Raw genomic sequence first — 24999 nt, 5'->3', positions numbered from 1 at the left:
ATGGAATCCCCGACATCGGCTGTTGGACGAACTCGGTGAGACTACCAGCCGAAGGCACGGATCTCGTAGCTTCTGGCGTCGCGGTGCGACAGGACGTCGCTCGCAGCGTCGAGCAGGGCCTGGTCACGCGTGGTCGGGCCGACTGGTCGCCGAGGGTCTGGAGGTGGTCGCGCGCCGGGATCATGAGGGAGCTGCGCTCCTCACCGAACGACGACATCCTCGGGGTCAGCGGATCGGTCGGCCCAGGGCCCGCGCGAGGCCTTCCGGATCGGCGGCCGTGATCGTCGCCCCGGGGTGCCGGATGATCTTCGTCGGGTCGATCCCGGGGACGGGCTCGCGGAACGAGACGCACAGTCCGGCGCGGCCGTTCGTCGCGAACGTGATGCCACGGTCGGCGAGCGACAGGTGCGGAGGCCCCGCGGTCTTCGCGAACCCGTAGGGCCCGGTGACCTCGGCGTCCACGACGTTGTCGATCGGCGACGTGAGCCTCCACCACCCGAACCGGACCGTCAGCGACGTGTCGTCGACCTCGATCCACGCCTTGGCCGGCGTCACGCCGACGAGACGCGCGGCGCGGCGGTAGCGCTCGTCCCATGCGAAGTCGAAGCGGTGCGGGCCGGTCGGTGGCGGGGTCATGCCGGAGGCGTACCCGGCTGGGCGTCCCGCAAGCGGTCCTCCCCTGCCGAGGCCGCCACGCGGCGGGGGTCGTCGGGGGGCAGCGAGTCGATCAGGACGCGCCGGGGGTGGGCGGCCGAGCCCGTCACGACGTGCGTCTGGCCCGGACGGACCCGGAGCGCCTGCTCGCCCACGACGTCCCGGGGGGCGGGCGGGTCCTGCAGGGCCTCGCGGACGATGTGGCGCGGGTCGTACTGCGTCAGGTCCCAGTCGGACCGTTGCAGCGACACGCCCGAGTCGTGCTCGGCCCGGGCGCGGGCCGTCTCGAGCAGCGACCGGAACGACCGAACGAGGCGGGCGAGCTCGTGGGCGTGGACGGGCAGCCGCTGCGGCCCGATCAGCACCCCGGCGACGATCGCCACCAGCAGCAGCTTCTCGAAGGTCAGTCCGAACATGACGCGCTCCTCTCCCGGGCCGGCAGGGCCCGGTCGTGCAGGTGGGCGACCAGCAGGGCGGCACCGAACAGCGCCGACATCGGCAGGGCGACCATGAACATCGACAGGACGTCGGCGGCGGGCGTGACCAGGGCGCTGAAGAGCGCGATCACGACGACGATGACCCGCCAGCTCCGACGCAGCGTCCGCGCCGACACGAGCCCCACGACGTTCAGCATGACCATGAACACCGGCAGCACGAACGCGACGCCGATCGCGATTACGATCTTCATGACGAAGTCGACGTAGTAGGACGCCGAGAGGATCGTGCTGTCCTCCGCGGGCGCGAAGCCCGTCAGCATCGTCACCATGTGCGGGAACAGGACGAACCCGAACGCGCAGCCGGCCGCGAACAGCGGCACCGCGGCGGCACCGAAGCCCAGGACGTACCTCTTCTCCCGGCGCGTCATGCCGGGGGTCACGAAGGCGAACAGCTCGATCAGCCAGACGGGGCTCGCGAGCACGACGCCCGCGAACACCGCGATCCGGAGCCGCAGGTCGAAGGCCCCCGTGACGGTGTCGTAGTTGAGGCTCGCGTCGCGCGACCGGGCGAGGTCCTCGACGGGCTGCCGCAGGACGTCCAGGACCTGGTCGGACAGCGCGAAGCCGACCGCGACCGCCACGACCAGGGCCACCGCCGAGCGGACGCCGCGCCGCTTCGCCTCGGCCAGGTGACCTGCGAGCGGCATCGTGCCGCGCGCGGCGGTGGCGGTGGTCATGCGGCGCGCTGACCCGTGACGGGGTCGACGGCGGCGTCGGTCGAGGAGGCGTCGTGCACCTCGTCCTTCAGGATGCGCATCGACTGGCCCACGCCCTTCGCGAGCTGCGGCAGCTTGGAGGAGCCGAAGACGAGAAGGACGATCGCGAGGATGACGAGGGCGTGCCAGCCCGTGAGGTTCTGCAGCATGGTGTTCTCCTGGTGTGTGTCGTGGTGGGGGTCGTGCGGTGGGGTCGCGTGAGGAGTGGGGCGTCAGCCGTCGTCGCGGCTCGGCGGGGTGCCGCCGGCACCGCCCGACGGCGGCTCGCCGCCACCACCGGCGCCTCCCCCGCCGCCACCGGTGACTCCGGCCTCGGTCGTGGGGTCGATCGCGACGGCCAGCGAGCCGACGAAGCCCGACGACGTGTCGCCGGTCAGCGTCGCCATCTCGAGCTCGTGGCCGTCCGAGAACACGTTGTCGGTGTCGAGGCTGACCTGCGCCAGGTTCTCGGTCGACCCGGCGTACGCGTCGAGGGCGTAGATGTCGGCGAGCACGTCCTCGGGGAAGGCGACCTGTGACGTGGCGATCGCGTTCTCCGCCGACGTGGCCGAGTCCGCGTCGGGGTAGACCTCGAAGTGCAGGTGCGGCCACCGGCCCGTGTAGCAGGCCGGGACGATCGTCGAGAACGTCAGCGCCCCGTCGGCGTCCGCGACCTGGATGCCGCGCAGGTACGTCTCGTCCTCGACGCCCTCGGAGTACATCGAGTAGCGGCCGGCCGCGTCGCACTGCCACAGGTACAGGGCCGCACCCTCGAGCGTGGCGCCGTCGGCCGACAGGTCGGTCAGCGTGAAGGTGAACGACAGGGGCACGCCCTCGGCGACGGTGCCGCCCTCGAGGCTCGACGTGATGTCGCTGCGCACGATGCCCGACTCGTCGAGCACCGTGACGCCGTTCGTCCCGTCGGCCGGGTACGGACCGTTGGTCTCCTCTGGGATCTCGCCGGCGGTGGTGGCGGTCGTCGTCCCGGCGGAGGCGGACGATCCCGAGCCACCCGACGATCCGCCCGAGCATGCGGCGAGGGCGAGGGCGCCCGCTCCGAGACCCAGCGCGCTCAGCACGTGACGTCGCGACAGCAGCGTCGTCAGATCGAAGCCCGCGCCCTGGTCGACGACCTCGTCCTCGGGACGGACGAGCAGCCGTCCCTCGTAGGCCGGCCCCTGCGGGGTCTCGTCGGGTTCGGGGATCTGGCTCATGGTGTGCTCCTGACTGCTGGGTGGCTGTGTCACCACCGTGGCGCCGCGAGCAGTCAGGGCGTTGTGCCGATCCTGTGAGCCTCCCGTGAACGCCGCGCGATCAGCGGCCGGTCGTCACCAGAGCACCTCGTTGACGGGGCCCACGGCCTCGGGCGTCTCGGCACCGATCATCTCGAGCAGGTCGATCTCGATCGACCGGCAGATCGCGGTCATCGGCACGTCGTGGACGCGGTCGAGGAACGGGTCGGCCAGGTCGCGCCCGATCTGCACCGCGAGCAGGAACATCACGCCGACCAGGCCCGAGCCGACGGGCGTCCACCACTGCAGGTCCTTGTAGACCGCGAACGGCAGGACGAGGCAGAAGGCCCGGGCGAAGAACGAGGGCAGGAAGCGGTACTGCACCGGCAGGGGCGTCTTCTTGATGCGCTCGAGCCCACCTTGGGAGTCGGTCAGGACGCTCAGCGTCGACTCGACCTGCACGCGGGCGATGTCGCTGACCATGCCGCAGCGGTGGGCCTCGGCGAGCAGGCGGCCGAGGTGCGACAGCACGGCGGTCGGGGCGTTCGTGGCGCGACGGACGCCGGCCACCGCCGCCTCGTCGAGGTACACCTCGACCTCGGGCGCCAGCGGCTGGCCGCGCAACGACGTCCGCAGCGACTGGACGTACGCGATCTGGGCCCGCACCATCTCGTCGACGATCCCCGGCCGGGCGTGGGGCACCGTGGTGTCGAGCAGGGTCGTCGTCTGGCGCGCGAGGTTGCGGGAGTGGTTGACGATGCTGCCCCACAGCGTCCGCGCCTCCCACCAGCGCGCGTACGACGCGTTGACCATGAAGCCGAGGAACAGCGCGATGGCCGTCCCGTAGAGCGTGTACTGGATCGTGATGCCGCGGAACTCGATCCAGCCGACCTGGAAGGCGATCGTCACGCCGACGTCCCACGCCAGCAGCACGGCCACCGGCACGAGCAGCGGTCGCCAGGCGGTGGTCGTCATCGGCAGCCGCGAGGTGATCATGGATCCAGTGTGCGGGCCGGTGCCGCGGTCGGCCGGGTGGAATGACGCGACTCACACCGGCTGCTGGTTCACTGGCCCCATGAGCTCGGACGACGCGGTGATGCCGCTCCCCGGAGGCGGTCACGCCGATCCGCCCGAGCGGCTCAGCCCGTTTCAGCAGCACGTCGTCGCGGTCGTGTCGACGCTCGAGCCGGGCGATCTCGTGACCTACGGCGAGGTGGCCCTCGAAGCCGGCCACCCGGGCGCGGGGCAGGCCGTCGCGAACGTCCTGCGGCGCGTGCCGGGGCTGCCGTGGTGGCGTGTGCTGCCGATGGACGGACGCCTGTACCGCCAGCACCGCGAGGTCGCGACACCCCTGCTCGTCGCCGAGGGACACCGGGTCGACGAGACGGGCCGGGTGCACCCGGCGCCCTGACGTCAGGCGCCGAAGCGCTCGCGTCCCTGCACGGCAGACGATCCCAGGTCGCTCTTCGGCAGCGCGGCGCCCGTGCGGGCGGCCTCGATCCAGTCGTCCGTGCTGCCGACCGCCGCGAAGTTCGAGTTCAGGAGCACCATGAGCGTCTGGTGCACCTGCTCGGCCGAGACCTCGCCGGCGTCGTTCGACAGGTGGATGGCCCCCGACGCGTCCGACAGCACCTCGGCGTCGATGCCGCGGATCTCGGCGTCGACGGCCGTCGCGATGTCGCAGTTGTTCGTCATGTAGCCGACGATCGTGACGGTGTCGACGTGCCGCTCGGCCAGGAACTCGGCGACGCCCTCACCGGTGAAAGCGCTTCCCAGCACCTTCGAGGCGCGGTGGAAGCCGGGCGCCAGGCGACGCTCGATCTCGGGGTGCAGCGACCAGCTCGACGAGCCGACGGCGAACACGGGCGACCCCTCAGGCGCCTCGTGCTGCAGCACCACGACGGGCAGGTCGAGCTCGACGGCGGTGTCAATCGCACGGGCGATGTTGGCCAGCGTCTCGTCGCGGGGCGGGTACTGGACCTGCAGGATGCCGTCGAAGTACTCGTTCTGGACGTCGACGACGATGAGCGCGCGGGTGGTGGTCACGATGGTCTCCTCGGGGGTGGTGGACCTCCATGCTCGCCGCCCGGCGGCGCTATCGTGAGTGGCGCAGAAGCCGACTACCGATGGATTCAGGACAGACCATGCGCATCGCGATCCACGCCTTCGACGGCATCAGCCTGTTCCACCTCGCGGTGCCCACGACGGTCTTCGGCGAGGTCGACCACCTCGGCCTCGCGCCGGACTGGTCGACCGTGGTCTGGAGCAGCGCGCCGCGGGTCACGACGGCCGAGGGCGTCACGCTGGACGACCTCGCCGGGCCCGACACCGTCCTCGACGCCGATCTGCTGGTCTTCCCGTCGTGGCATGCCGACCTGCGCCCGGCCGATGCCGACGTCGCGTCCGCGATCGACGTCGCCGCGCGGCGGGACGTCGGCCTCGTGGGCCTGTGCCTCGGCGCGTTCCCCCTGGCCGGCTCGGGGGTCCTCGACGGCAGGACGGTCGTGACGCACTGGGACGCGGCCGACGAGCTCTCGGCCAGGCATCCCGCGGTGACGGTCACCGCCGATGCGATCTACGTCGACCACGGCGACGTGCTGACCTCGGCCGGCACCGCCTCGGCGATCGACGCGTGCCTGCACGTCGTGCGGCGCGAGCTCGGGTCCGAGACGGCGGCCACCCTCGCGCGGTACCTCGTCGTCGCACCCCACCGCGACGGTGGCCAGGCCCAGTACATCGCGCGGCCGATGCCCGAGCCGGACGGCACGGGGCAGCTGGGCCCCACGATCGACTGGGTCCTGTCGCACCTCGACGAGCAGATGTCCGTGGAGACGATGGCGGCGCACGCGCGGATGAGCAGACGCAACTTCACCCGGCGCTTCGCCGAGATGACGGGGTCGACGCCCGCCCGCTGGCTCGTGACACGGCGGCTCGACGAGTCCCGTCGCCTGCTCGAGCGCACGTCGCTGCCGATCGAGGCGATCGCCGCCCGCACCGGCTTCGGCAGCGTCGTGACGTTCCGCCAGCGCTTCGGCGACGCCTACGGCACGACGCCCACGTCGTACCGTCGCCGGTTCGCCGGCACCGCGTAGGACGGTTCTGTCAGGCCCCGCGGCTACCGTCGGACGGATGCAGCTCACGGCCACGATCCGCACCCGTCCCCGACCCGGAACACCCCTCGACGACCTCGTGATGGACGTCATCACGGCTCGCGCCGACGACTACGACACCGCGCGCGACGCCCTCGACGACCGCGTCCCCGACGGTTGGCAGGTGCTGTCGGTCCGGTCGCACTGAGGTCCCCGGCGCGGTGGGAGCCGGGTGCGCCCGGTGAGGTTTCGGGAGTCCGTGGGTCAGGATGAACGCATGACGACCTCATGCAAGCACGGAGCGAGCCTCTACCAAGGCCGCCGCGCGATCGGCGGACGCATCGAGGTCGGCCGCGGACGATTCGAGTTCGTGCCGCACGTGCTGGACCGCCGCACCGGCGGGAAGCCCTTCACCGTCGACCTCCGCTCGATCACGGCGGTCGAGCGGACGGACCGTAGCTGGAATCCCCGCACCTTCTCCCCCAGAAGGTGCCTCTTGGTCACGACCAGCAGCGGGGCCGAGGCGAAGTTCCTCGTCAACCGCCTCGATGAGCTCGTCGACCGCCTCATGGCCACGATCAACGGGTCCGATGCCACCTAGCCGACCGTCGCCCGCGGCCGGCGACCGGCGCAGCAGGCAGCAGGCAGCACACCGGGACGATGCCGTGAGGCTCACGGACCGCATCGCGCTCCGGGCCGCCGTGGTCGCGGTGGTCGCCCTGGTGGCCGCGTGCGCGAGCACGCCCGCCGACCGTCCCGACCGTCCCGGGCGGGACGCCGGCGCGCGACCGTCCGACGTCGCCGACGTCTCGGCGTCTACCGACCAGGCCTTCTCCGCGCTCGAGGAGAGGCACGACGCCCGCGTCGGGGTCTTCGTCCTGGACACCGCTTCAGGACGCTCCGTTTCCTGGCGCAGCGGCGAACGGTTCGCCTTCGCCTCGACGATCAAGGCTCCGCTCGCGGCCGCGGTCCTCGACCTCGTCCCGTCCGAGGACCTGTCGCGCGTCATCCGCTTCGACGCCGGGGACCTGGTGCCGTACTTCCCCCGTCACCGAGCAGCACGTCGGCACCGGGATGCCCCTGCGGGACGTCATGGACGCGGCGCTGCGCTTCAGCGACAACACCGCGGCCAACCTGTTGTTCGAGGAGGTCGGCGGGCCCTCGGGCCTCGACCGCGCGCTCGAGCGTCTCGGCGACCGCGTCACCCGGCCGGTGCGCATCGAGCCCGACCTCAACTCCGCCGTGCCGGGCGAGGTCCGCGACACGACCACCCCGCGGGCGATCGCGACGACCGTCGGCGCCTACGTCCTGGGCGACACCCTGCCCCCGAGCGATCGCGACCTGCTGCGGACGCTGATGGTCGGCAGCACGACCGGCGACGAGCTGATCCGCGCCGGCGTCCCCGACGGGTGGGTCGTGGCCGACAAGACGGGCAGCGCCGACCACGGCGTCCGCAACGACGTGGCCGTCGCGTTCCCGCCCGGGCGTGCAGCCGTGCTGATCGCCGTCATGACGAGCCGTGACGACGTCGACGCCCCTCCGACGACGCCGTCGTCGCCGCGGCGACCCGCATCGCCGTCGACGCGCTGCGGTAGCCGGTGCCGCGCACGAGACTATGACTATTCATGTTCTGCCTATAGTCTGTAGTTGACCGGTCGACCGCACGGTCGTCCACGACGAGGAGCACACGATGGCACGAGCAGGACTCACGTCCGCACGGATATCCGAAGCGGGCGCCGAGCTCGCGGACGAGGTCGGGCTCGACCGGGTGACGGTCTCCGAGGTGGCTCGACGACTCGGCGTCAAGGCACCGAGCCTGTACGCCCACGTCGCGAGCTCGGACGACCTGCGCACCCGGATCGCCCTCCTCGCCCTCCAGGAGATGGCCGACCACGGCGCCGACGCGCTGGCCGGTCGGGCGGGCGCGGACGCGCTGGCGGCACTCGGCAACGTCTACCGGGACTACGGCCACCACCACCCCGGCCGGTACGACGCCGCGCGACTGCCGCTGGACGCCGCGACGGCCGCGGCCAGCGCGGGCCCCCGGCACTCGGCCATGATGCGAGCGGTGCTGCGGGGCTACGACCTGACGGAGGCCGACCAGACCCACGCCGTCCGGCTCCTCGGGAGCGTCTTCCACGGGTACGTCAGCCTCGAGCGGGGCGGCGGGTTCAGCCACAGCAGTCCCGACGCCCAGCAGTCGTGGGAGAAGATCCTCGAGTCCCTGCACGCCCTCCTGCTCGGCTGGCCCACCTCATGAGCGCCACGAACCCCCTGCGGACGACACCGATCACGGCCGACCTGGTGCGCGGCGCCATCGAGTTCGAGCAGACCACGGACGGCGTGATCCCGCATCGGTTGCCCGCCTGGGCCCGTCGACAGAGCGGCGACGGCCAGCTGCTCATGGCCGAGTCGCAACCGTCGGGCGTCCGTCTGGCGTTCCGCACCGACGCGACGGTCGTCGAGCTGCGGACCCGGCCGACCAAGGTCTCGTACCGAGGGGCTCCTCCGCGTCCGGACGGCGTCTACGACGTGGTGGTCGACGGCGTGCTCCTCGACCAGGGTGTCGTCGCGGGCGGCAACGTGCTCGAGATCGACCTGGCGACCGGGTCGGCCGCCACCCGTCCCGGGCAGGCCGCCACCGTCCGCTTCGAGGGCCTGCCCGCGCGGGCCAAGGACGTCGAGATCTGGCTGCCGCACACCGAGACCACCGAGCTCGTGGCGATCCGCTCCGACGCCTCGATCGCCCCGGCCGCCGACGACGCCCGCCGCGCGTGGCTGCACCACGGCAGCTCGATCAGTCACGGCTCGAACGCCGCCAGCCCCAGCACCACGTGGCCCGCTCTCGCGGCGGCTCGTGGAGGGGTCGCCCTGACGAACCTGGGCATGGGCGGCAGCGCCCTGCTCGACCCGTTCACGGCCCGCACCATGCGGGACACGCCGGCCGATCTCGTCAGCGTCAAGATGGGCATCAACCTGGTCAACCTCGACCTCATGCGGCTGCGGGCGTTCAGGCCGGCCGTGCACGGGTTCCTCGACACGATCCGGGACGGTCACCCCGACGTCCCCCTGCTGGTGATCTCCCCCCTCTGGTGCCCGATCCACGAGGAGACCCCCGGGCCGGGTGCCGTCGAGATGAGTGACGGGCAGGTGCGGTTCGTCGCCACCGGCGACCCGTCCGAGCGGGCGGCGGGCAAGCTCACGCTGGGCGTGATCCGCAGCGAGCTGTCCCGCATCGTCGAGCAGCGCTCGGCGACCGATCCCCACTTGCACCACCTCGACGGACTGGCCCTCTACGGCGAGGCGGACGCCGTCGACCACCCCCTGCCCGACGCCCTGCACCCGGACGCGGCGACGCACCGGCTCATCGGCGATCGCTTCGCCGCGACGGCCTTCGGCGACGGTGGCGCCTTCGCAATTGTCGGGGGTTGATCAGGCTCGCGCGACGAGCCGCCGTCGGTGCGGGTGCGCGAACGCCGTCAGACGCCTCAGGAGAGCCCGCCCGACGACGTGCCGGGGACGACGGTCACCGCGTTCCCGGCGATCGAGATCCTGACCTCGGTGGTGTTGTTGCTCTCGTCGGACTCGGTGACGGCGCCCACCGCGTCGGCGTGCACGCGCACCGTGTACTCGCCGTCGGCGAGGTCCGTGACGTCGATGGCCTGGTCCGGGAGGGTGGTCGGGTACGTGTCGCCCCATCCCCTGCTGAGGCCGTGGATGATCGTCAGGGCGTCAGGCAGGCCCTTCCCGCACGAGGTCGCATCGGTGTAGACGGGAGCGGCCGGTACACGGGGTTGCGCCCTGAACGGCTCGTACGAGGTGTTGTCCTGCATGCAGTAGCCGTGCTTCTCCGCACGTGCCGCCACGGCCCCGGTCGCGTCGAGGAGCTCGTAGGTGTCGAAGTCGCGCACGTGCCAGTGGTCGTGGCCGTCACCGGCGAAGTAGAACTGCACCTCCGGCTTGGCCACGGAGCCCAGCAGCGCGCCGCTCGGGTCGTAGAAGCTCTGGAACGCCCGCCACGAGGCGGCGTCGGGGCTGGAACGATCGGCGACGATCTCCCCCGGTCCGTCGCCGACGTTCATCGTGATCACGCCGAACTTCAGCAGCTTCCTGCCCGCCAACGCCGGGAAGGAGGCGTTGAACGGCGCCTCGGGGACGATCATGAAGCAGGTTCCCCCCGTCGCCGCGGAGTCGCCGAGACCGCACTTCGTCAGGTCCTTAATCCGCAGGTCCGGGAGGGCCGCACCCGCAGGTGCCCGGTCGACGACCTTGATGCAGTCGGCCGCACCCGCGGCCCGCGACGTCTCGGCCCCCACCTGCACCCAGGCCTGCGGGCTCTGCACCCACTCGAGGCGGCCGGCGTCCCAGGCCCACGACACGACGCGCGTCTCGTCGCGCCGGGTCACGGTCAGCTGGGGGCAGCTGGGGATCTCGACGACGCGTTGCTCGACGATCGAGGCGGGCCTCGGGCACGTGCTCGGGCTGGGGGCGTTCGCGCAGGTGACCTGCGGCGTGGCCAGCACCCTGACCGTGATGACGTTCGAGACATCGGCCTTGCGGCCGCGTGAGTACAGCACCGTGCGGAACTTCACGCGCCCCGCAGTCCTCCACGTCTGGGAGCTGAACCGGTAGGCGCCGTTGCGCACGTGCTTGACGGCGCGCGTGACCCATCGGCGCGTGCCGGGCTTGCGGCGCTGCAGGACGAGCTTGTGCCTGCCCGAGCCCAGCCCCGAGGTGTAGCCCTTGATCGGGATCCGCGCGCCGACGTAGCGCGCACCGACCGAGTTCAACGTGGTGTCGGCCGACGCCCGCTGCGCCTCCAGCTGCCGCGCCGACGACGCGTTCGTCTCGGCACCGGTCGCTGCAGGCGCGACGGCCGGCGCTCCCAGCGTCACCACCACGGACAGCGTCACGATCGCGGCAGCCCTGCGGGGCCAGGTACGGGAGCTGGATGCGGTCACGGGACTGCCACCTCTCCACGAGCAGTTGTCGTCGTCGCGGGCCGACGACTGGACGCCCCTTCGTCTATCCATCACTCGACCCCACGACGCGACCCGTCAGCAGGGTCGAAGGTCCCTGGGCGCGTCGAAGAAGTCCCTCTGCACGACCTGCCGCACACGACGGAGGGACGACCGCACATGGCGGTCGTCCCTCCGGAGCTCGCGTGGATTCAGCTGTTCAGCTTGCCGGCCACGGTGAGCACCCGGGTGACCAGGTGGTCGAGCGCGGCCGTGTCGGCGTCGTCCAGGTCGCTGCCCGCCACCTTGCTGACACCGTAGGGGTTGCCGTCGTTGAACTTGACCTGGTCGGTGTAGCCGGGCGGGACGATGATGCCGCCGAAGTGCGCGAACGTCGTGTTCATCGCCTCGAGGGTCGTCTCGTGGCCGCCGTGCTGGGTGGAGGCCGAGGTGATGGCGGCGTACACCTTGTCGGCGAGCTTCCCCTCCTGCCACAGCGGGCCCAGGGTGTCGATGAACGACTGCAGCTGGCTGGTCACGTGGCCGTAGCGCGTCCCCGACCCGAAGATGACCGCGTCGGCCCAGTCGATGTCGGCGGGCTCGGCCACGGGCTGGTCGGCCACCGACTCGGCGTGCGCCGCCCACGGCTCGACGCTCTTCACGACGTCGTCGGGAGCGGTCTCACGCACCCGGCGCAGGCGCACCTCGGCTCCACTGCTCTCGGCGGTGGCCGCGAGGCGAGACGCCATCGAGTGGATCGTTCCATAGCTGGAGTAGTAGATGATCGCGAGTTTCGTCATGCTTCGACGGTACCCACGTCGTCGGGTGCCCGCATGGCGCGATCAGGTCCCGATGCGCCAACGGCCGGGCACGAGCGCCCGATCCGCATCACTGCCGATCCGGGTGCGGCGCCGCCGAAGGCGTCACGGACGTCGTCGAGGGCGATGCCGACGAAGGCCGCGGCGTCGCCTATCTGGACCTCTCGGGGCGGGGTCGGCAACGGGTGCATGACCTGTCGAAGCGGGACGAGACGTGCTTCGAGCAGAACCAATGACGCTGCCCCTGGTGCCGCACTCAGTCGGAGTCGAGCGCGTAGAGGTATTCGGCGGTGTCGCGCGCCTCGTAGGCCGTCCAGTACAGCGGCGCGATGGCGGCCGCGGACGCCTCCTCGGGTCCGGAGTCGATCAGCAGGTTGATCGCGACGTAGGCGGCGTGCACGCCGGAGCCGGCGAGTGCGCCGTTCAGGTTGACGGCCCAGTTGCGCAGAGCCGCCGAGGCGGCATTGATGTTGCCCATCATCGGGATCGGGCTGATCGAGCCGCCGCCCGTCGTGAACAGCAGCGTCCCCGAGCGGCGTTCCAGCATCTCGGGCAGCACCTCGCGGACCGCCGCGATGGCCGAGTACAGGTAGAACTCCAGCTGGGGTGCCATGGAGTCGACGGTGAGGTCCAGCGCTCCGACCATCTCGAGTCCCGGAACCGGCGAGTGCGGTGCCGGCGAGAACTCGAGCACGTCGATCGAGCCGAAGCTCTCCTTGGCCGAAGCCAGGGCGGCCGCGAGGCTGTCGCGGTCCATCACGTCGCTGGCGAAGCCGCGCGCCTCGATGCCCTCGTCGCCCAGCGTCTCGGCGAGCTCGTCGAGGCGGCTCTGCGTCCGGGAGATGAGTGCCACGGAGAATCCCTGCTCTCCGAAGACGCGGGCGATGGCGAGTCCCAGACCCGGTCCGGCTCCGACGATGGCGATCGTGCTCATGGCATGCTCCTAAGTGAGGATGTGCGTTCACTTAGGAGCCTACACGTAAGCGGGGACTGCTCTCCACTTAGTCGTGTGCGCTCAGGTTCCTGCCCCGCGCGGACGGCAACCGTCCAGCAGGATGGCGGCCACGCGGGCCGACGCCGCCTCGGCACCGTCCCGATCCGCCGCGTCGAAGCCGGCGATGACGCCCTCGTGCGCCTGGAGGAGCATCACCACGTCGACGCCTGTGAAGTCGGCGCGCAGCACCCCGGCGGCACGCGCCCGATCCACGAGCAGCTCGAGACCGTCGTCGGCTCGTCGATGCTCGCGGGCCAGGCGACCACCCTCGGGGAAGGACCGGAGCAGGGCGGTGGTGAAGGCCCGGTCCTCGCGCTGCAGCTCGAACAGGAACGTCAGGTACTCCGCGAAGGCCTCCCACGGGTCAGCGCGGTCGACGAGGCCCTCGACCTCGTCAGCGCACCGCACGATCTGGTCGGCGAACACCAGCTCGAGCAGGTCGTCCCTGGTCGGGAACCGCCGGTACAGCGTCGCCGAACCCACGCCGGCACGCCGCGCGATCTCCGCAATCGGGGCATCGGCTCCCAGCTCGGCGAACGCGGATCGTGCCGCCTCGGCGATGCGCTCGCGGTTGCGCGCGGCATCTGCCCGTAGCGAGCTCTCGCCGGTCGACCCGGGTGGTGACACCATCGGCCCAGCCTATCGCCGCGGGTAGACGAGCTCCTCTCAGTCGGGATGGAGGTCGGCGTCAGGCGGTCCGGCCGTCCACGACAGGAACTCGGTCGTCAGCCCGTCGCGTGTCGGAGCGCAGACGTAGGGCCCGGCGCCGATCTCGTCCTCGGTGCGCAGCGGTGCCACCCGCACGAGCTGAAAGGGCTGATCGTCCAGCCGGGCCCGGATCGTCACGGACTCGGCGGTCCGGCTCACCCGGATCGTGACCCGACCGCCCGCCCAGTCCGGGACGGGTGCGACCGACCAGTCCGACCACCCATCGGTCACGACGGCCCCCAGCTGGAGGACGCCGTCGGAGCGCTCCACGCCCGCCTTGATCCACCGGGTCTCGTCCACCTTCAGGAAGACACCGGCCTGGTCGAACTGCTCCGGCAGATCCGCGACGAACGTGACCTCGACGCTCGAGCTCGGTGGCATCCCCGCCAGCAGCGCGTGCTCGCTGGCGTGGACGAATCCGTAGGACGTGTAACGCCACGCGTCACTACCCTCGGCGGCCGTCACCAGCAGGCTCGTGCCGCGCTCCACGGCCGACGGCGGTGGCGTCGTCCACGAGCCGGACCGCCAGTGCAGGGCGACGGGAGCCGAACGGTCCGCTGAAGGGGTCACCGAGCCAGCGTCCCACACGCGAGCACGCCAACGACCGTGCCCTCAAGGTCGCTGACGACCCAACCCGCCTAGCCAGCATGCAGACCCGCGGAGCACCCCGAGGACGAAGCGCAGCCCAGCATCCGTGGTCCATCGCGACGATGTCGCGGACCTGGTCACCTCGTCGGCAACTGCCCGCCCCGTCGTGCCGGCCGGCGCCGACTCGAGCGCGAGGCGGAACAGGACGGCGGCGCGCAGGGCGTGGACGGCCGGCCACCGCTGCGTCCCCTCGCCGCGATGACCGGCCAACCCGCTGCGACGTGCTTGGTCGGCCAGGAGGCCGCACACATGACGAAGGCCCTCACAGTCAATCCTGTGAGGGCCTTCGTGGTGGTAGCGGGGACAGGATTTGAACCTGTGACCTCTGGGTTATGAGCCCAGCGAGCTACCGAGCTGCTCCACCCCGCGTCGCTGAAGACAACTTTACAGGTCGGTGTCCGGCAGACCAAATCGGGGTGGGCGGACGTGCGGACGTCCGCGGTCCGACACTGCGATCCCGGGGCGGACGGGGCAGGACTAGCGTGGGTCCACGTGAGTCCCACCCCCTTCCCCTCGCCCGTCACCGCCGCCACGATCGACGAGGCCGCCGTGCGCGTGGCCGAGGTCGTCAGCCGGACCCCGCTCGAGCTCAGTGCGCGGCTGTCGGAGGCGACGGGCGCGCAGGTGTGGCTCAAGCGCGAAGACCTGCAGCCCGTCCGGTCGTACAAGATCCGCGGCGCCTACAACCTGATCGTCCAGCTCGACCACGAGTCACGCGCCAAGGGCGTCGTGTGCGCGAGCGCCGGCAACCACGCCCAAGGCGTCGCACTGGCCTGTCGGCGTCTCGGCGTGCAGGGACGCATCGTCGTCCCCGGCACGACCCCGCGGCAGAAGCGTGAGCGCATCGTGACGCTCGGGGGCAGCAACGTCGAGGTCGTCGTGGTCGGCGACTCCTACGAGGACGCGTTCCGCGCGGCACAGGCCCACTCGGCCGAGACCGGCGCCGTGCTCGTGCCCGCGTTCGACGACCCGCGCACGATCAGCGGCCAGGGCACCGTGGCGAGCGAGGTCGTCGACCAGCTCGGCTCGGCCCCCGACCTGCTGGTGCTGCCGGTCGGCGGTGGCGGGCTCGTCGCCGGCATCTCGACGTGGATGCACGAGCGCCACCCGTCGACGCGCATCGTCGGCGTCGAGCCCGCCGGCGCCGCGTCGATGACCGCCGCCCTGGCGGCCGGCCAGCCCGTCGCGGTCGACGCCGTCGACCCCTTCGTCGACGGCGCCGCGGTCGGCACCGTCGGCGCCCACACCTTCCCGCTCGTGCGCGACGCCGGCGTCGAGATGCGGACGGTCGACGAGGGCCACATCTGCACCGAGATGCTGCGCCTCTACCAGTCCGACGGCATCATCGCCGAGCCTGCGGGCGCCCTCGCCACGGCGGTGCTGGACGACGGCCTGCGCATCGAGCCCGGCAGCACCGTCGTGTGCGTCGTCTCGGGCGGCAACAACGACGTCAGCCGCTACGGCGAGATCCTCGAACGATCGCTGATCCACCGGGGGCTCAAGCACTACTTCCTGGTCAGCTTCCCGCAGGAGCCGGGTGCCCTGCGTCGCTTCCTCGACGAGATCCTCGGCCCCGACGACGACATCACGCTGTTCGACTACGTCAAGCGCAACAATCGCGAGAACGGGCCCGCGCTGATCGGCATCGAGCTGGCCGACCGCGACGACCTCCCGGGCCTGCTCGGACGCCTCGACGACAGCCCGCTCGGCGTCGAGCAGATCCCGCCCGGCAGCCCGCTGTTCCACTACCTGCTCTGAGACGTGACGCGAGGCCGGGACCCCGTGGGGATCCCGGCCTCGCATCGTCGTGCCGGTGCTACTCCGCGGGCGTCAGGCTGTTCTGCGCACCCTCGATCGCGGTGTTCATGTCGTTGATCTTGCTCTGGTAGCCGGCGAGGTCGCCGTCCTCCAGCGCCTGCTGCGCGTCGTTGTACGCCGCCGATGCCTCGGCCAGCCACTGCGACGTCGTCTTGGTGGTCGGCGTGTCTCCACCGCCACCGGTGTCGCCGTCGGCCGGCGTGTCGCCCTCACCGTCGGTGGCAGGGGGCGAGGTGCCCTCCTCGATGCCCAGCGCGACGCGCAGCGCCTCGTCGAGCGTCGTGCCGAAGCCCACCGACTCGCCGAACGTCGCCGCGACGAACTGCAGCACCGGGAAGCTTCCCTCGGACGCGCTGCGCTGGATGTACACCGGCTGGACGTACAGCAGCGAGCCGCCGACGGGCAGGGTCAGCAGGTTGCCGCGCAGGATCCGCGCCTCCCGTGACTGCTCGAACTGCAGCAGCGCCTGGGTGACCCCTCGGTCGGTCTGGAACGAGTTGGCGATCTGGCTCGGACCCGGGATCTGGGTCTCGCTCGGCAGCTGCAGGATCTGCATCTTGCCGAAGTTCTCGGTGTCGGTCGCCTCGGAGTTGACCGAGACGAACGCCGCCAGGTTCTGCCGGCTGTTGGGCAGGTAGACGCTGGTGACCGAGAACTTGGGATCGGTCTCGCCCGGACGCGCCGTCGACAGGTAGTACGGCGGCTGCAGGGCTCGCGAGCTGGCGGGAGCCGTCGGGTCCTCGGGGACCTTCCAGCGCTCGCCGTCCTCGTAGAACGTCTGCGCGTCGGTCACGTGGTAGCGCTGCAGCACGTCGCGCTGCACCTTGAACAGGTCGACCGGGTAGCGCAGGTGCTCGAGCAGACCCTGGTCGATCGACGACTTGGGCTCGACGACGCCCGGGAAGACCTTCTTCCACGTCTTCAGCACGGGGTCCTTGCTGTCCCACTCGTACAGCTTGACCGTGCCGTCGTACGCGTCGACGACGGCCTTGACCGAGTTGCGCATGTAGTTGACCTGGTCGGTCGGCAGCGCCGCCTGGGCGTTGCCGTCGGTCAGGGTGTCGGCCGTGGCCTCGCGCAGCGAGCGGTGCTCGGAGTACGGGTACGAGTTGCTCGTGGTGTAGCCGTCGACGATCCACACGACGCGACCGTCGACGACGGCCGGGTAGGTGTCGCCGTCGACCGTCAGCCACGGGGCGACCTTCTTGACGCGGTCGCGCGGCTCACGGTCGTAGAGGATCTTCGACTCGGAGTTGACGCGACCCGACAGGACGATGTTGGGCTCGGCGAACTTGAACGCGTACAGCACCTTGTGGAACAGGTTGCCGACCGGGACGCCGCCCTTGCCGTCGTACGTGTTCTGCGTGACGTTCTCGCTGTCGGTGTCGGCCGAGCTGGAGGCCGATCCGCCGCGCGGGATGTCGACCTCGATCGGTGCCGCGCCCTCGGGGCGACCCACGATCGAGTACGACGGCGACTGCTCGCCGAAGTAGATGCGCGGCGGGACCGTGGTCTCGATCTCGCCCGCCTGCGGGATGTCGCTGGCCGTGAAGACCGGCTCGCCGTTGGGGCCACGCTGGTTGCCGCGCGCGGCGATGATGCCGTAGCCGTGCGTGTAGACCGTGTGGTCGTTGGCCCAGTTGCGCTGGTTCGACTGCAGACCGCTCAGGTTGAGCTCGCGCGCGGCGATGATCGTGTCCTGCGGCTGGGTCTCGCCCGGCAGCGTGTAGCGGTCGACGTCGAGCGTCTGCGGCACGGAGTAGTAGCCACGCACCTGCTGCAGCTGCTCGAACGCGTCGGAGATCAGGGTCGGGTCGAGCAGGCGGGTGCTGACCCGAGACTCGGCGGACGCCGCGAGGGCCTCGGGCGTCAGGTCGGTCGTCGCGCTGTACGACTCGACCTCGGTGTCGGCCACGTCGTAGGCCTGCCTCGTCGCCTCGATGTTGCGCGCGATGTACGGCGCCTCCTTGTCGGGCTCCGACGGCTTGACCTGGAATCCCTGCATGATGGCGGGCCAGATCGCCCCGAGCAGGATCGACGAGACCGCGAGCAGACCCAGGCCGATCGCCGGGAGGGCCCACGACCGGATCAGGACCGAGGCGAAGAACAGCACGGCGCACGCGATCGCGACCCAGATCAGGATGTTCTTGGCGGGGATGCGCGCGTTGATGTCGGTGAACGTGCCGCCGTCGACCAGACCGCCGTTGGCGACCAGCAGGCCGAAGCGGTCGAGGTAGTACGAGACGGCACGCGTCAGGATGCCGATGCCGACCAGCACCGACAGGTGGATCTGCGCCGCCCGCGTGAGCTTGGGTCCGCGACCCGCGATGCGGATGCCGCCGTAGACGTAGTTGACGAACACGACCGCCAGCACCGTCACGATGATCATCGCGAACGAGAACGACGTGATGAAGCGCCACCACGGGTAGTCGAACGTGTAGAACCCGACGTCCTTGCCGAACTGCGGGTCCTTGATGCCGAACGACGTGCCGTTGCGCCAGACCTTGAACGTGTCCCAGTGGCTCGCGCCGACCGATCCGCTGAACGCCGTCAGGACGACGAACACGCCGATGCCGATGGGCTTGAGGATCGGGGTCAGCGCGAGGCGGTAGCGGTAGGCGGGGTCGTCACGGCGCACCGGCACCGTCGCGGGACGGGTGCGGTACGCGATGTAGAGGTTGACCATCACGAACAGGCCGAAGATCAGCCCCATCGCGACGAACAGCGAGATGCGCGTGAACAGGATGCTCCGGAACACGTCGCTGTAGCCGACGGACTTGAACCACAGCCGGTCGGTCCACACGCTCGTGAAGATCGAGCCGAGGAACAGCAGCACGGCCAGAGTGATCAGGGTCGGCACCAGGACCTTCTGGCGGCGGCCGGCCGGTGGGCTCGGCTGTCGAGGTCGGGGCGTTCCGAAGATGTCGCTCACGGGTCTCCTGGGTAGGGGTGGTTCATGACTCTATGTCAGGGTGCTGCGGTCAGCGTGCTGCGCAGGTGCTCGATCAGGCCGGGCACGAGGTCGGGGCCCTCGAGCAGCTCGGCCTCGAGGGGCTCGCGGGCCCGGACGGCGCTGTGCGACTGGCCCTCGCGGACGACCGCGGCGACGAGGCGCACCTCCTGGCGGTCGGGGTGGGCGGCGGCCGCGGCGACGAGTGCCTCGGGATCGTCGGGCAGGGACTCCTCGGCCTCCGGCGGCAGCATGATGCGCTCGATGACGGCGGCGCACCCGATCACGGCCTCGGGCCACTCGATCTCGGTGAGCAGGTCCTCGAGCTCGCGGGAGTGGTCGAGCTCCTGCTCGACCGGCGTGATGCCGTCGGGGTCGGACGACAGCTGGTCGGCGAGCGCGGGCTCGTGCGCGATCAGGTCGGCGGTCGGCACGAGCGCGAACAGCCGCGGCGACTGGTCCCAGCCCTCGGCCGCGACGTGCGCCTCGACCTCGAGGGCGGCGCGGCGCAGGGGTGAGTCGGGCATCAGCTGCATGAGGGGACCTTCGCGTCTGGATCCTGGGCGAGCGCCTCGAGCGAGGAGATCGCGTCGTCGAGCTTGGTGATCTTGACGAGCTTGAGGCCGTCGTCGTCGCCGTCGGTCGCCTCGGAGCAGTTGGCCTGGGGCACCAGGAAGATCGAGGCGTCGGCGTTCGCCGCCCCGCGCATCTTCTGGCGGATGCCGCCGATCGCGCCGACGACGCCGTCGGCGTCGATCTCGCCCGTGCCGGCGATCTTCCGGCCGCCCGTCAGCTCGCCGGGGGTCAGCTTGTCGTAGATGGCCAGGGCGAACATCGTGCCGGCGCTGGGCCCGCCGATCTCGCGTCCGACGTTGTTGTCGATCTCGAACGGGAACGTGTAGTCGGTGCCGAGCGAGACGCCGATGCGGGGCACCGACGGGTCGTCGGCGTCGGGGCGGGTCGTGACGTCGACCGTGCGCTCGGCACCCTTGCGCTCGACGGTCACCGCGACGGACTCGCCCGGGGTGGTCTCGCCGATCGCGGCGACGGCCTCCTGCGAGCTCGCGACCTTCGTGCCGCCGACGGACGTGATGACGTCGCCGACCTTCAGCAGCTTCGCAGCCGCCCCACCAGGCGTCAGACCGGCGACCTGCGGGCGTCCCGTCACGGTGTACCCGGCGGCGCGCAGGGCGGCGACGCGCGAGGAGTCCTTCGAGCCGTCGAGCTGGGCCGCCGAGACCGCGGTCGACTGCTGCGCCGTCTGGTTGTCGGGGTAGACCAGCGACTTCGGCACGACCGCGACGTCGCCCGAGAAGTAGGCGCGCACGGCGTCGGCGAGCGAGAGCCGGGCGTCGGCGCGCGTCACCGACACCGTCGTGAAGTCGAGAGAGCCCGAGGTCGGGTAGGTCTTGACGTCCTCGCCGAACGTGAACATCGGCTGGTCGTCGAACGAGCCGAGCGTGTCGAAGGCCGGCCCCGGACGCATCGTCACGTAGGGCATCGGGATGAGGTACGCCGCACACGTCAGCACGATCAACGAGATCGTCGCCACGACCATCGTCGAGTAGCGACGGCTCAGCCGTGTGGGGTCGGACACGGGGTGAATCCTAGTGAATCGCCCCAACTCGACGGGCACGTGGTCCGGCGCTACCCGCCGTGGTCCGGGCGCACCCACTCGGCGTCGCCGGAGACGAACGTCTGGTGCTTCCACACCGGGACGTCGGCCTTGAGCTCGTCGATCAGCCGGCGGCACGCCTCGAAGGCGTCGGCGCGGTGGGCGGCCGACGCCGCGACGACGACCGCCAGGTCGCCGATCCGCAGGTCACCGACGCGGTGGACGCCGGCGAGCGCCACGACGTCGCACTCCCCCGCGATGCGCTCGGCCACCTCGCGCAGACGGTCGACCGCCGTCGGGTGCGACGAGTAGCCGAGGCCCGCGACGGCCTGGCCCCCGTCGTGGTCGCGGACCGTGCCGACGAACAGGCAGATGCCCCCGGCTGCGGGGTCGCCCACGGCGGCGTAGACCTCGTCGAGGCTCAGCGGGGTCTCGCGGATGTCGACGAGGCGTACGGCGGTCACGGCGACCTTTCGGGGTGGTGGCTGCCCTGGGGGCGGGAATTCATCGTAGGGCGAACAGCGAGGGCGGGGATCCGGCGGGACCACTCGGTACTGTGGACGCATGGCCGATGACGACAGGGACGACGCGCAGAACCCCTTCAAGGGCACGCCGATGGAGCAGATCTTCGGCGCGTTCTCGAGTGGTCAGATCGACATGAACCAGATCATGGGGCAGATGCAGAAGATGTTCGCGCCGCACGAGGGCAGCGTCAACTTCGATCTCGCCAAGGACGTCGCGCGCCAGACGCTGGCCGCCGCCGGTCCCGATCCGAGCCCCACGTCCCACCAGCAGAACGCCGTCGACGACGCCGCGCGCCTGGCCGAGCTGTGGCTCGACACCGCGACCTCGTTCCCCGCGGGCGCCACCACGGCCACCGCGTGGAGCAAGGCCGAGTGGATCGAGGCCACCGCCGCGACGTGGCAGCAGCTCGTCGAGCCGATCGCCCAGCACGTCGTCACGGCCATGAGCGAGGCGCTGCCCGACGAGGCCAAGGCGATGGCCGGTCCGCTCATGGGCATGCTGTCGCAGGCCGGCGGGGCGATGTTCGGCCAGCAGGTCGGCCAGGCCCTCGGTGGGCTCGCCGGCGAGGTCGTCTCGTCGACCGACATCGGGCTGCCGCTCGGGCGCGAGCGCGTCGCCGCGGTCATCCCGTCGGGCGTCGCCGCGTTCGGCGAGGGGCTCGAGCACCCCGCCTCCGACGTCCTGCTCTACGTCGTGCTGCGCGAGTGCGCGCACCACCGCCTGTTCCAGCACTCCCCGTGGCTGCGGTCCGCGCTCGTCGGCGCGATCGAGGAGTACGGACGCGGCACGCGCATCGACGTCGCGGCGATCGAGTCGCAGATGCGCGGTCTCGACCCGTCGCGCCCCGAGGACATCCAGGAGGCGCTCGCCGGCGGCCTGTTCGAGCCCGAGCGCACCCCCGAGCAGCAGCGGGCGCTCGACCGGCTCGAGACCCTGCTGGCGTTCATCGAGGGCTGGGTCGACGAGGTCGTCGCCCAGGCCACCGCCGGACGCATGCCCGCCGCGACCCCGCTGGCCGAGGCGATGCGTCGGCGCCGCGCGACCGGTGGGCCGGCCGAGCAGACGTTCGCCGCGCTCGTCGGGCTCGAGCTGCGCCCCCGCAAGCTGCGCGAGGCGACGTCGCTGTGGGCGGCCATCCGCGACCGGCAGGGCGCCGAGGCGCGCGACGCCGTGTGGAGCCACCCCGACCTGATGCCCGACGCCTCCGACCTCGACGACCCCCTGGGCTTCGCGCAGGGCGAGAAGCGGTCGCAGAGCGACGACGACTTCGACGCCGCGCTGGGTGAGCTGCTCGACGGCACGGCACCCGAGTCGCCGGAGTCGCCCGACTCCCCCGACGACAAGGGCCCCACCGGGTGACGCTGCGCGAGGATGCTCGCGACGTCCTGACCCACTGGTCGGCACCCGACGACGAGCAGGATCGCCTGCGGTCGCTCTACCTCGACCACGTCGAGCGTCACGACGACGCCCTGAGCCGCGAGTGCCACCCCGACCACCTCACCGCCAGCGCGTTGATCGTCTCGGCCGACCACACGCGGGTCCTGCTGACCCTGCACCGACGCCTGGGGCGCTGGCTGCAGACCGGCGGGCACTGCGAGTCGTCCGACGCCTCCCTGGCGCAGGCCGCGACCCGCGAGGGGCGCGAGGAGAGCGGCATCGACGACCTCGCCGTCGATCCCGACCCGGTGCTGCTGTCGCTGCACGAGGTGCCCGGCTGCGGGCCCGTCCGGCCGTCCCACCACCTCGACGTGCAGTACGTCGCGGTCGCCCCCGAGGGCGCGCGCGAGGTCATCAGCGACGAGTCGGACGACCTGGGCTGGTTCGGGGTCCACGACCTGCCCGACGGCGTGGATCAGTCGGTGCGCGACCTCATCGCTGCTGCCACGAGACGCCTTCGAGAAATCCCTTAGCCTTCGTCGCCTCCGGGTGGGCGTCGACGAGCGACCAGAACCGTGCGCCGTGGTTCGGCTCGATCAGGTGCGCCAGCTCGTGCAGCAGCACGTAGTCCACGACGTAGGTCGGCATGCCCTGGAGACGGTGCGACAGACGGATCGTGCGGTCGTCGCTCGTGCACGACCCCCAGCGCTTCTCCATCGTGGTGACCCACCGCACCGACGCCGGGACGGCCTCGCCACCGAGCCACTTCCGCGACAGCACGGCAGCACGCTCGAGGAGCTCGTCGTCGCCGGGCCGCACCCGCTGCTCGCGTCGTTCGAGCCGGGCCACGAGGGTGCGCACGTGCTCCTCCTCGACCGCCCGGGGCAGATTCGCCGGCATCAGGACGATGGTCGTGTCACCGTCGCGGTACGCGCGCACGGTGCGCTTGCGACGGGCGCTTCGACGGATCTCGATGTCTCCCACACCAGCAATCTACCGGTCCGGTCGAGCTGATGTTGTCCACAGGCTCATGCAGGCATCAGCGCTGGTCAGAGGACCTTCGATGCATTCGTCCCCAGGCTGTCCACATGTTGTGCACGGCCCCGTCCACACGCTCGCTCGGCGTTCCCCACAGCTTGTCCCCAGTCTTATCCACAAGCGTGGACAACAGTTCGGAGAAGTCGCTTGACGGGACCCTCCCGGGACCCCTACGGTCACGCCGCCGAGGTCCCGGTCGGACGGTCGTCAGGCCTTGCCGAGGATGCGGTTGAGCTTGGTGCTGCACACCGGGCAGATGCCCTTGGCCATCCGGGTGCCCTTCTCGCTGACCTGCACCTCTCCGGTGGTCTCGCGCTTCTCCTTGCACTTGACGCAGTAGAACTCGCCACTCCAGGTCTCCGCCATGGCTGCCTCCTAGAAGTTGTGATGTGGATCACTGTCAGGGTAGCCGTGATCGGTCGCACCGTGCGTCGCCCTCGCGTCGCCGCCTCCGTGTCCTCCTGTGGACGACCGGCTGGCCTGGAGCCCGCCGCGGGACGACGCTGGCGCCATGGCCTTCCGACCCGCCCTGCGACCCGGCGCTCCGCTGCTGCGACGCGACGCGACACACCTGCAGATCGGCACCTCCCCGGGCATCGTGATCCCCGATCGTCCGGGGCTCGGGGCCCTCCTGCGCCTGCTCGACGGCGTCCGCGACACCGAGCGCCTCCAGCAGCTCGTCGCCCGTGACGTCCCCGAGCTGCACGCCGACGTCGCATCGACACTCGCCGAGCTGCGGGCCGTCGGGGCGGTCGTCGACGCCGACGCCGCCGAGGCCGTCCGCCGGCGGTTCGACCGACGACGTGTCGGGTTCGTCGTGACCCCCGGCGCCGCCGGTCTCGTCGCGACGACGCGAGCCGCCCTCGTGTCGGCGGGCCTGCACGACCTCACCTCGTCCGATCCCGAGCTGCTGGTCATCGTGTCGCACGGCGAGGTGGAGCGGTCGGTCTACGAGCTGGCGTCGACGAGAGGCCTCGACCACCTGCCGGTCGTCGTCGACGAGGACCGCGTGCGCATCGGGCCCCTCGTCCGTCCCGGACGCACCCCGTGCGTCACGTGCCACGACCTGCACCGGGCCGACTGGGACCCCGCCTGGACCGCGATCGTGCCGCAGCTGGGCAGCCGGCCACCGCTCGTCCGGCCCGCCGCCCTCGACGGCCTCGCGCTGCACGCCGCCGCCGTCGAGGTCGCGGCCGAGGTCGTGGCGCTGCTGGACGACGACACGCTCCGCACCGCCGGGCACTGCCTGGTCGTCGGCCCCCGGCACGACGACCGCGCGTCGTGGCCCGTCGCGTTCCACCACCGCTGCGCCTGTGATCTGCTCACCGCGGCATAGTCGCGGGAGCGTGGGGCCCCGCCGACCGGGCCCGATCGCTGACGGGG

At 71.3% G+C, this 24999-nt stretch carries 28 protein-coding genes, 1 tRNA gene and 2 pseudogenes; 12 read left to right on the top strand and 19 right to left on the bottom strand.

Features of this window, described 5'->3' with window-relative positions; genetic code table 11:
- Nucleotides 1-225 precede the first annotated feature (225 nt).
- The 6 genes from ASD10_RS07740 to ASD10_RS07715 form a co-directional block, all read right to left on the bottom strand.
- On the bottom strand, nt 226-636 hold the full coding sequence (locus ASD10_RS07740) for a hypothetical protein (RefSeq protein WP_056606975.1): 411 nt from the start codon (nt 634-636) through the stop codon (nt 226-228).
- Nucleotides 633-1070 carry a twin-arginine translocase TatA/TatE family subunit gene (locus ASD10_RS07735; RefSeq protein WP_056606971.1) on the bottom strand — a complete coding sequence of 146 codons (438 nt, stop codon included), beginning with the start codon at nt 1068-1070 and terminating at the stop codon, nt 633-635. The genes ASD10_RS07740 and ASD10_RS07735 overlap by 4 nt, the downstream gene beginning before the upstream one ends.
- Nucleotides 1058-1828 carry a twin-arginine translocase subunit TatC gene (gene tatC / locus ASD10_RS07730; RefSeq protein ID WP_056606967.1) on the bottom strand — a complete coding sequence of 257 codons (771 nt, stop codon included), beginning with the start codon at nt 1826-1828 and terminating at the stop codon, nt 1058-1060. Before tatC ends, ASD10_RS07735 begins: the two co-directional genes overlap by 13 nt.
- Entirely contained in the window at nt 1825-2016 is a 192-nt protein-coding gene (gene tatA / locus ASD10_RS07725; RefSeq protein WP_056606964.1) for a twin-arginine translocase TatA/TatE family subunit, read from the bottom strand. The genes tatC and tatA overlap by 4 nt, the downstream gene beginning before the upstream one ends.
- Before the next feature lie 63 nt (nt 2017-2079).
- Complete coding sequence (locus tag ASD10_RS07720; RefSeq protein ID WP_056606961.1) at nt 2080-3060, bottom strand: intradiol ring-cleavage dioxygenase; 981 nt, start codon at nt 3058-3060, stop codon at nt 2080-2082.
- A gap of 114 nt (nt 3061-3174) precedes the next feature.
- Nucleotides 3175-4074 (bottom strand): bestrophin family protein, encoded by a 900-nt coding sequence (locus ASD10_RS07715; RefSeq protein ID WP_200938163.1) that lies wholly within the window; start codon nt 4072-4074, stop codon nt 3175-3177.
- 79 nt (nt 4075-4153) lie between these two features.
- Between ASD10_RS07715 and ASD10_RS19025 the strand changes: the two genes are divergently transcribed.
- The gene (locus ASD10_RS19025; RefSeq protein ID WP_056606958.1) at nt 4154-4489 is read left to right on the top strand and encodes an MGMT family protein; all 336 of its coding nucleotides are present in this window, start codon (nt 4154-4156) and stop codon (nt 4487-4489) included.
- 2 nt (nt 4490-4491) lie between these two features.
- Here the strand turns inward: ASD10_RS19025 and ASD10_RS07705 are convergent, their stop codons facing one another.
- Entirely contained in the window at nt 4492-5124 is a 633-nt protein-coding gene (locus tag ASD10_RS07705) for an isochorismatase family protein (protein WP_200938161.1), read from the bottom strand.
- A gap of 98 nt (nt 5125-5222) precedes the next feature.
- Here ASD10_RS07705 and ASD10_RS07700 point away from each other — a divergent pair, with 98 nt between their 5' ends.
- From ASD10_RS07700 to ASD10_RS07680, 7 genes and pseudogenes are all read left to right on the top strand, one after another.
- Nucleotides 5223-6170 carry a GlxA family transcriptional regulator gene (locus tag ASD10_RS07700; RefSeq protein WP_056606953.1) on the top strand — a complete coding sequence of 316 codons (948 nt, stop codon included), beginning with the start codon at nt 5223-5225 and terminating at the stop codon, nt 6168-6170.
- A gap of 37 nt (nt 6171-6207) precedes the next feature.
- Nucleotides 6208-6375, top strand: a complete 168-nt coding sequence (locus ASD10_RS18735) for a hypothetical protein (RefSeq protein WP_157432493.1) — start codon at nt 6208-6210, stop codon at nt 6373-6375.
- A 69-nt stretch (nt 6376-6444) separates the two neighbouring features.
- A complete protein-coding gene (locus ASD10_RS07695) occupies nt 6445-6768 on the top strand; it encodes a hypothetical protein (RefSeq protein ID WP_056606949.1) in 324 nt (107 codons plus the stop codon).
- Nucleotides 6716-7195, top strand: a pseudogene (locus ASD10_RS19590) (serine hydrolase); the annotation flags it as partial. The gene ASD10_RS07695 and the pseudogene ASD10_RS19590, both read left to right, overlap by 53 nt.
- 19 nt (nt 7196-7214) lie before the next feature.
- Nucleotides 7215-7814 (top strand): annotated as a pseudogene (locus ASD10_RS19145) (serine hydrolase); the annotation flags it as partial.
- Between the two features lie 43 nt (nt 7815-7857).
- Nucleotides 7858-8427 carry a TetR/AcrR family transcriptional regulator gene (locus tag ASD10_RS07685; RefSeq protein WP_056606946.1) on the top strand — a complete coding sequence of 190 codons (570 nt, stop codon included), beginning with the start codon at nt 7858-7860 and terminating at the stop codon, nt 8425-8427.
- Nucleotides 8424-9599: an SGNH/GDSL hydrolase family protein gene (locus ASD10_RS07680; protein WP_056606943.1), complete on the top strand. Its 1176-nt coding sequence runs from the start codon at nt 8424-8426 to the stop codon at nt 9597-9599. The genes ASD10_RS07685 and ASD10_RS07680 overlap by 4 nt, the downstream gene beginning before the upstream one ends.
- 56 nt (nt 9600-9655) lie before the next feature.
- Here the strand turns inward: ASD10_RS07680 and ASD10_RS07675 are convergent, their stop codons facing one another.
- The 6 genes from ASD10_RS07675 to ASD10_RS07650 all read right to left on the bottom strand — a co-directional run bounded on the left by ASD10_RS07675 (nt 9656) and on the right by ASD10_RS07650 (nt 14662).
- Nucleotides 9656-11128 (bottom strand): lysyl oxidase family protein, encoded by a 1473-nt coding sequence (locus ASD10_RS07675; protein ID WP_157432492.1) that lies wholly within the window; start codon nt 11126-11128, stop codon nt 9656-9658.
- Between the two features lie 209 nt (nt 11129-11337).
- Nucleotides 11338-11925, bottom strand: coding sequence for an NAD(P)H:quinone oxidoreductase (gene wrbA / locus ASD10_RS07670; RefSeq protein WP_056606938.1), 588 nt, complete (start codon nt 11923-11925; stop codon nt 11338-11340).
- A gap of 274 nt (nt 11926-12199) precedes the next feature.
- Nucleotides 12200-12877: an SDR family oxidoreductase gene (locus ASD10_RS07665; RefSeq protein ID WP_056606934.1), complete on the bottom strand. Its 678-nt coding sequence runs from the start codon at nt 12875-12877 to the stop codon at nt 12200-12202.
- A gap of 81 nt (nt 12878-12958) precedes the next feature.
- A complete protein-coding gene (locus ASD10_RS07660; protein ID WP_056606931.1) occupies nt 12959-13567 on the bottom strand; it encodes a TetR/AcrR family transcriptional regulator in 609 nt (202 codons plus the stop codon).
- A 36-nt stretch (nt 13568-13603) separates the two neighbouring features.
- Entirely contained in the window at nt 13604-14215 is a 612-nt protein-coding gene (locus ASD10_RS07655) for a DUF1349 domain-containing protein (RefSeq protein ID WP_056610000.1), read from the bottom strand.
- A 370-nt stretch (nt 14216-14585) separates the two neighbouring features.
- Nucleotides 14586-14662, bottom strand: a tRNA-Met gene (locus ASD10_RS07650).
- A gap of 123 nt (nt 14663-14785) precedes the next feature.
- Here ASD10_RS07650 and ilvA point away from each other — a divergent pair.
- Nucleotides 14786-16051 (top strand): threonine ammonia-lyase IlvA, encoded by a 1266-nt coding sequence (gene ilvA, locus ASD10_RS07645; RefSeq protein WP_056606929.1) that lies wholly within the window; start codon nt 14786-14788, stop codon nt 16049-16051.
- Nucleotides 16052-16109: 58 nt separating this feature from the next.
- Here ilvA and ASD10_RS07640 read toward each other — a convergent pair whose 3' ends face one another.
- From ASD10_RS07640 to ASD10_RS07625, 4 genes are read right to left on the bottom strand one after another with little or no spacing between them, the layout of a single operon-like run.
- Nucleotides 16110-19043: a UPF0182 family protein gene (locus ASD10_RS07640; protein WP_056606927.1), complete on the bottom strand. Its 2934-nt coding sequence runs from the start codon at nt 19041-19043 to the stop codon at nt 16110-16112.
- A gap of 35 nt (nt 19044-19078) precedes the next feature.
- Nucleotides 19079-19597: a PPA1309 family protein gene (locus ASD10_RS07635; RefSeq protein WP_056606924.1), complete on the bottom strand. Its 519-nt coding sequence runs from the start codon at nt 19595-19597 to the stop codon at nt 19079-19081.
- Entirely contained in the window at nt 19588-20658 is a 1071-nt protein-coding gene (locus tag ASD10_RS07630; RefSeq protein ID WP_056606921.1) for a PDZ domain-containing protein, read from the bottom strand. Before ASD10_RS07630 ends, ASD10_RS07635 begins: the two co-directional genes overlap by 10 nt.
- 50 nt (nt 20659-20708) lie before the next feature.
- Nucleotides 20709-21140, bottom strand: a complete 432-nt coding sequence (locus tag ASD10_RS07625) for a molybdenum cofactor biosynthesis protein MoaE (protein WP_056606918.1) — start codon at nt 21138-21140, stop codon at nt 20709-20711.
- 100 nt (nt 21141-21240) lie between these two features.
- Between ASD10_RS07625 and ASD10_RS07620 the strand changes: the two genes are divergently transcribed.
- Both ASD10_RS07620 and ASD10_RS07615 read left to right on the top strand, forming a co-directional pair.
- A complete protein-coding gene (locus ASD10_RS07620; protein ID WP_056606915.1) occupies nt 21241-22560 on the top strand; it encodes a zinc-dependent metalloprotease in 1320 nt (439 codons plus the stop codon).
- The gene (locus tag ASD10_RS07615) at nt 22557-23111 is read left to right on the top strand and encodes an NUDIX hydrolase (RefSeq protein WP_056606912.1); all 555 of its coding nucleotides are present in this window, start codon (nt 22557-22559) and stop codon (nt 23109-23111) included. The genes ASD10_RS07620 and ASD10_RS07615 overlap by 4 nt, the downstream gene beginning before the upstream one ends.
- Here ASD10_RS07615 and ASD10_RS07610 read toward each other — a convergent pair.
- Together ASD10_RS07610 and ASD10_RS19140 are read right to left on the bottom strand one after the other, a co-directional pair.
- Nucleotides 23071-23562 carry a M48 family metallopeptidase gene (locus tag ASD10_RS07610; protein WP_235501784.1) on the bottom strand — a complete coding sequence of 164 codons (492 nt, stop codon included), beginning with the start codon at nt 23560-23562 and terminating at the stop codon, nt 23071-23073. The genes ASD10_RS07615 and ASD10_RS07610 overlap by 41 nt on opposite strands.
- A gap of 261 nt (nt 23563-23823) precedes the next feature.
- Complete coding sequence (locus tag ASD10_RS19140; RefSeq protein WP_192165755.1) at nt 23824-23982, bottom strand: DUF5679 domain-containing protein; 159 nt, start codon at nt 23980-23982, stop codon at nt 23824-23826.
- A 145-nt stretch (nt 23983-24127) separates the two neighbouring features.
- Here ASD10_RS19140 and ASD10_RS07605 point away from each other — a divergent pair, with 145 nt between their 5' ends.
- Nucleotides 24128-24952, top strand: coding sequence for a hypothetical protein (locus tag ASD10_RS07605; protein ID WP_056606910.1), 825 nt, complete (start codon nt 24128-24130; stop codon nt 24950-24952).
- Nucleotides 24953-24999 lie beyond the last annotated feature (47 nt).

Origin of the sequence: Aeromicrobium sp. Root472D3, assembly GCF_001426485.1 — a bacterium.
Classification (GTDB): Bacteria; Actinomycetota; Actinomycetes; order Propionibacteriales; family Nocardioidaceae; genus Aeromicrobium.
This window is presented reverse-complemented; position numbering and strand designations above follow the sequence as displayed.

Bases quoted from the DNA above. Each gene is read 5' to 3' on its own strand.
- ASD10_RS18735 (WP_157432493.1), top strand. From the start codon at position 6,208: ATGCAGCTCACGGCCACGATCCGCACCCGTCCCCGACCCGGAACACCC.
- ASD10_RS07700 (WP_056606953.1), top strand. From the start codon at position 5,223: ATGCGCATCGCGATCCACGCCTTCGACGGCATCAGCCTGTTCCACCTC.
- tatC (WP_056606967.1), bottom strand. From the start codon at position 1,828: ATGACCACCGCCACCGCCGCGCGCGGCACGATGCCGCTCGCAGGTCAC.
- tatA (WP_056606964.1), bottom strand. From the start codon at position 2,016: ATGCTGCAGAACCTCACGGGCTGGCACGCCCTCGTCATCCTCGCGATC.
- ASD10_RS07660 (WP_056606931.1), bottom strand. From the start codon at position 13,567: ATGGTGTCACCACCCGGGTCGACCGGCGAGAGCTCGCTACGGGCAGAT.
- ASD10_RS07720 (WP_056606961.1), bottom strand. From the start codon at position 3,060: ATGAGCCAGATCCCCGAACCCGACGAGACCCCGCAGGGGCCGGCCTAC.
- ASD10_RS07605 (WP_056606910.1), top strand. From the start codon at position 24,128: ATGGCCTTCCGACCCGCCCTGCGACCCGGCGCTCCGCTGCTGCGACGC.
- ASD10_RS19140 (WP_192165755.1), bottom strand. From the start codon at position 23,982: ATGGCGGAGACCTGGAGTGGCGAGTTCTACTGCGTCAAGTGCAAGGAG.
- wrbA (WP_056606938.1), bottom strand. From the start codon at position 11,925: ATGACGAAACTCGCGATCATCTACTACTCCAGCTATGGAACGATCCAC.
- ASD10_RS07680 (WP_056606943.1), top strand. From the start codon at position 8,424: ATGAGCGCCACGAACCCCCTGCGGACGACACCGATCACGGCCGACCTG.
- ASD10_RS07735 (WP_056606971.1), bottom strand. From the start codon at position 1,070: ATGTTCGGACTGACCTTCGAGAAGCTGCTGCTGGTGGCGATCGTCGCC.
- ASD10_RS07685 (WP_056606946.1), top strand. From the start codon at position 7,858: ATGGCACGAGCAGGACTCACGTCCGCACGGATATCCGAAGCGGGCGCC.
- ASD10_RS19025 (WP_056606958.1), top strand. From the start codon at position 4,154: ATGAGCTCGGACGACGCGGTGATGCCGCTCCCCGGAGGCGGTCACGCC.
- ASD10_RS07635 (WP_056606924.1), bottom strand. From the start codon at position 19,597: ATGCAGCTGATGCCCGACTCACCCCTGCGCCGCGCCGCCCTCGAGGTC.
- ASD10_RS07740 (WP_056606975.1), bottom strand. From the start codon at position 636: ATGACCCCGCCACCGACCGGCCCGCACCGCTTCGACTTCGCATGGGAC.
- ASD10_RS07665 (WP_056606934.1), bottom strand. From the start codon at position 12,877: ATGAGCACGATCGCCATCGTCGGAGCCGGACCGGGTCTGGGACTCGCC.
- ASD10_RS07695 (WP_056606949.1), top strand. From the start codon at position 6,445: ATGACGACCTCATGCAAGCACGGAGCGAGCCTCTACCAAGGCCGCCGC.
- ASD10_RS07620 (WP_056606915.1), top strand. From the start codon at position 21,241: ATGGCCGATGACGACAGGGACGACGCGCAGAACCCCTTCAAGGGCACG.
- ASD10_RS07715 (WP_200938163.1), bottom strand. From the start codon at position 4,074: ATGATCACCTCGCGGCTGCCGATGACGACCACCGCCTGGCGACCGCTG.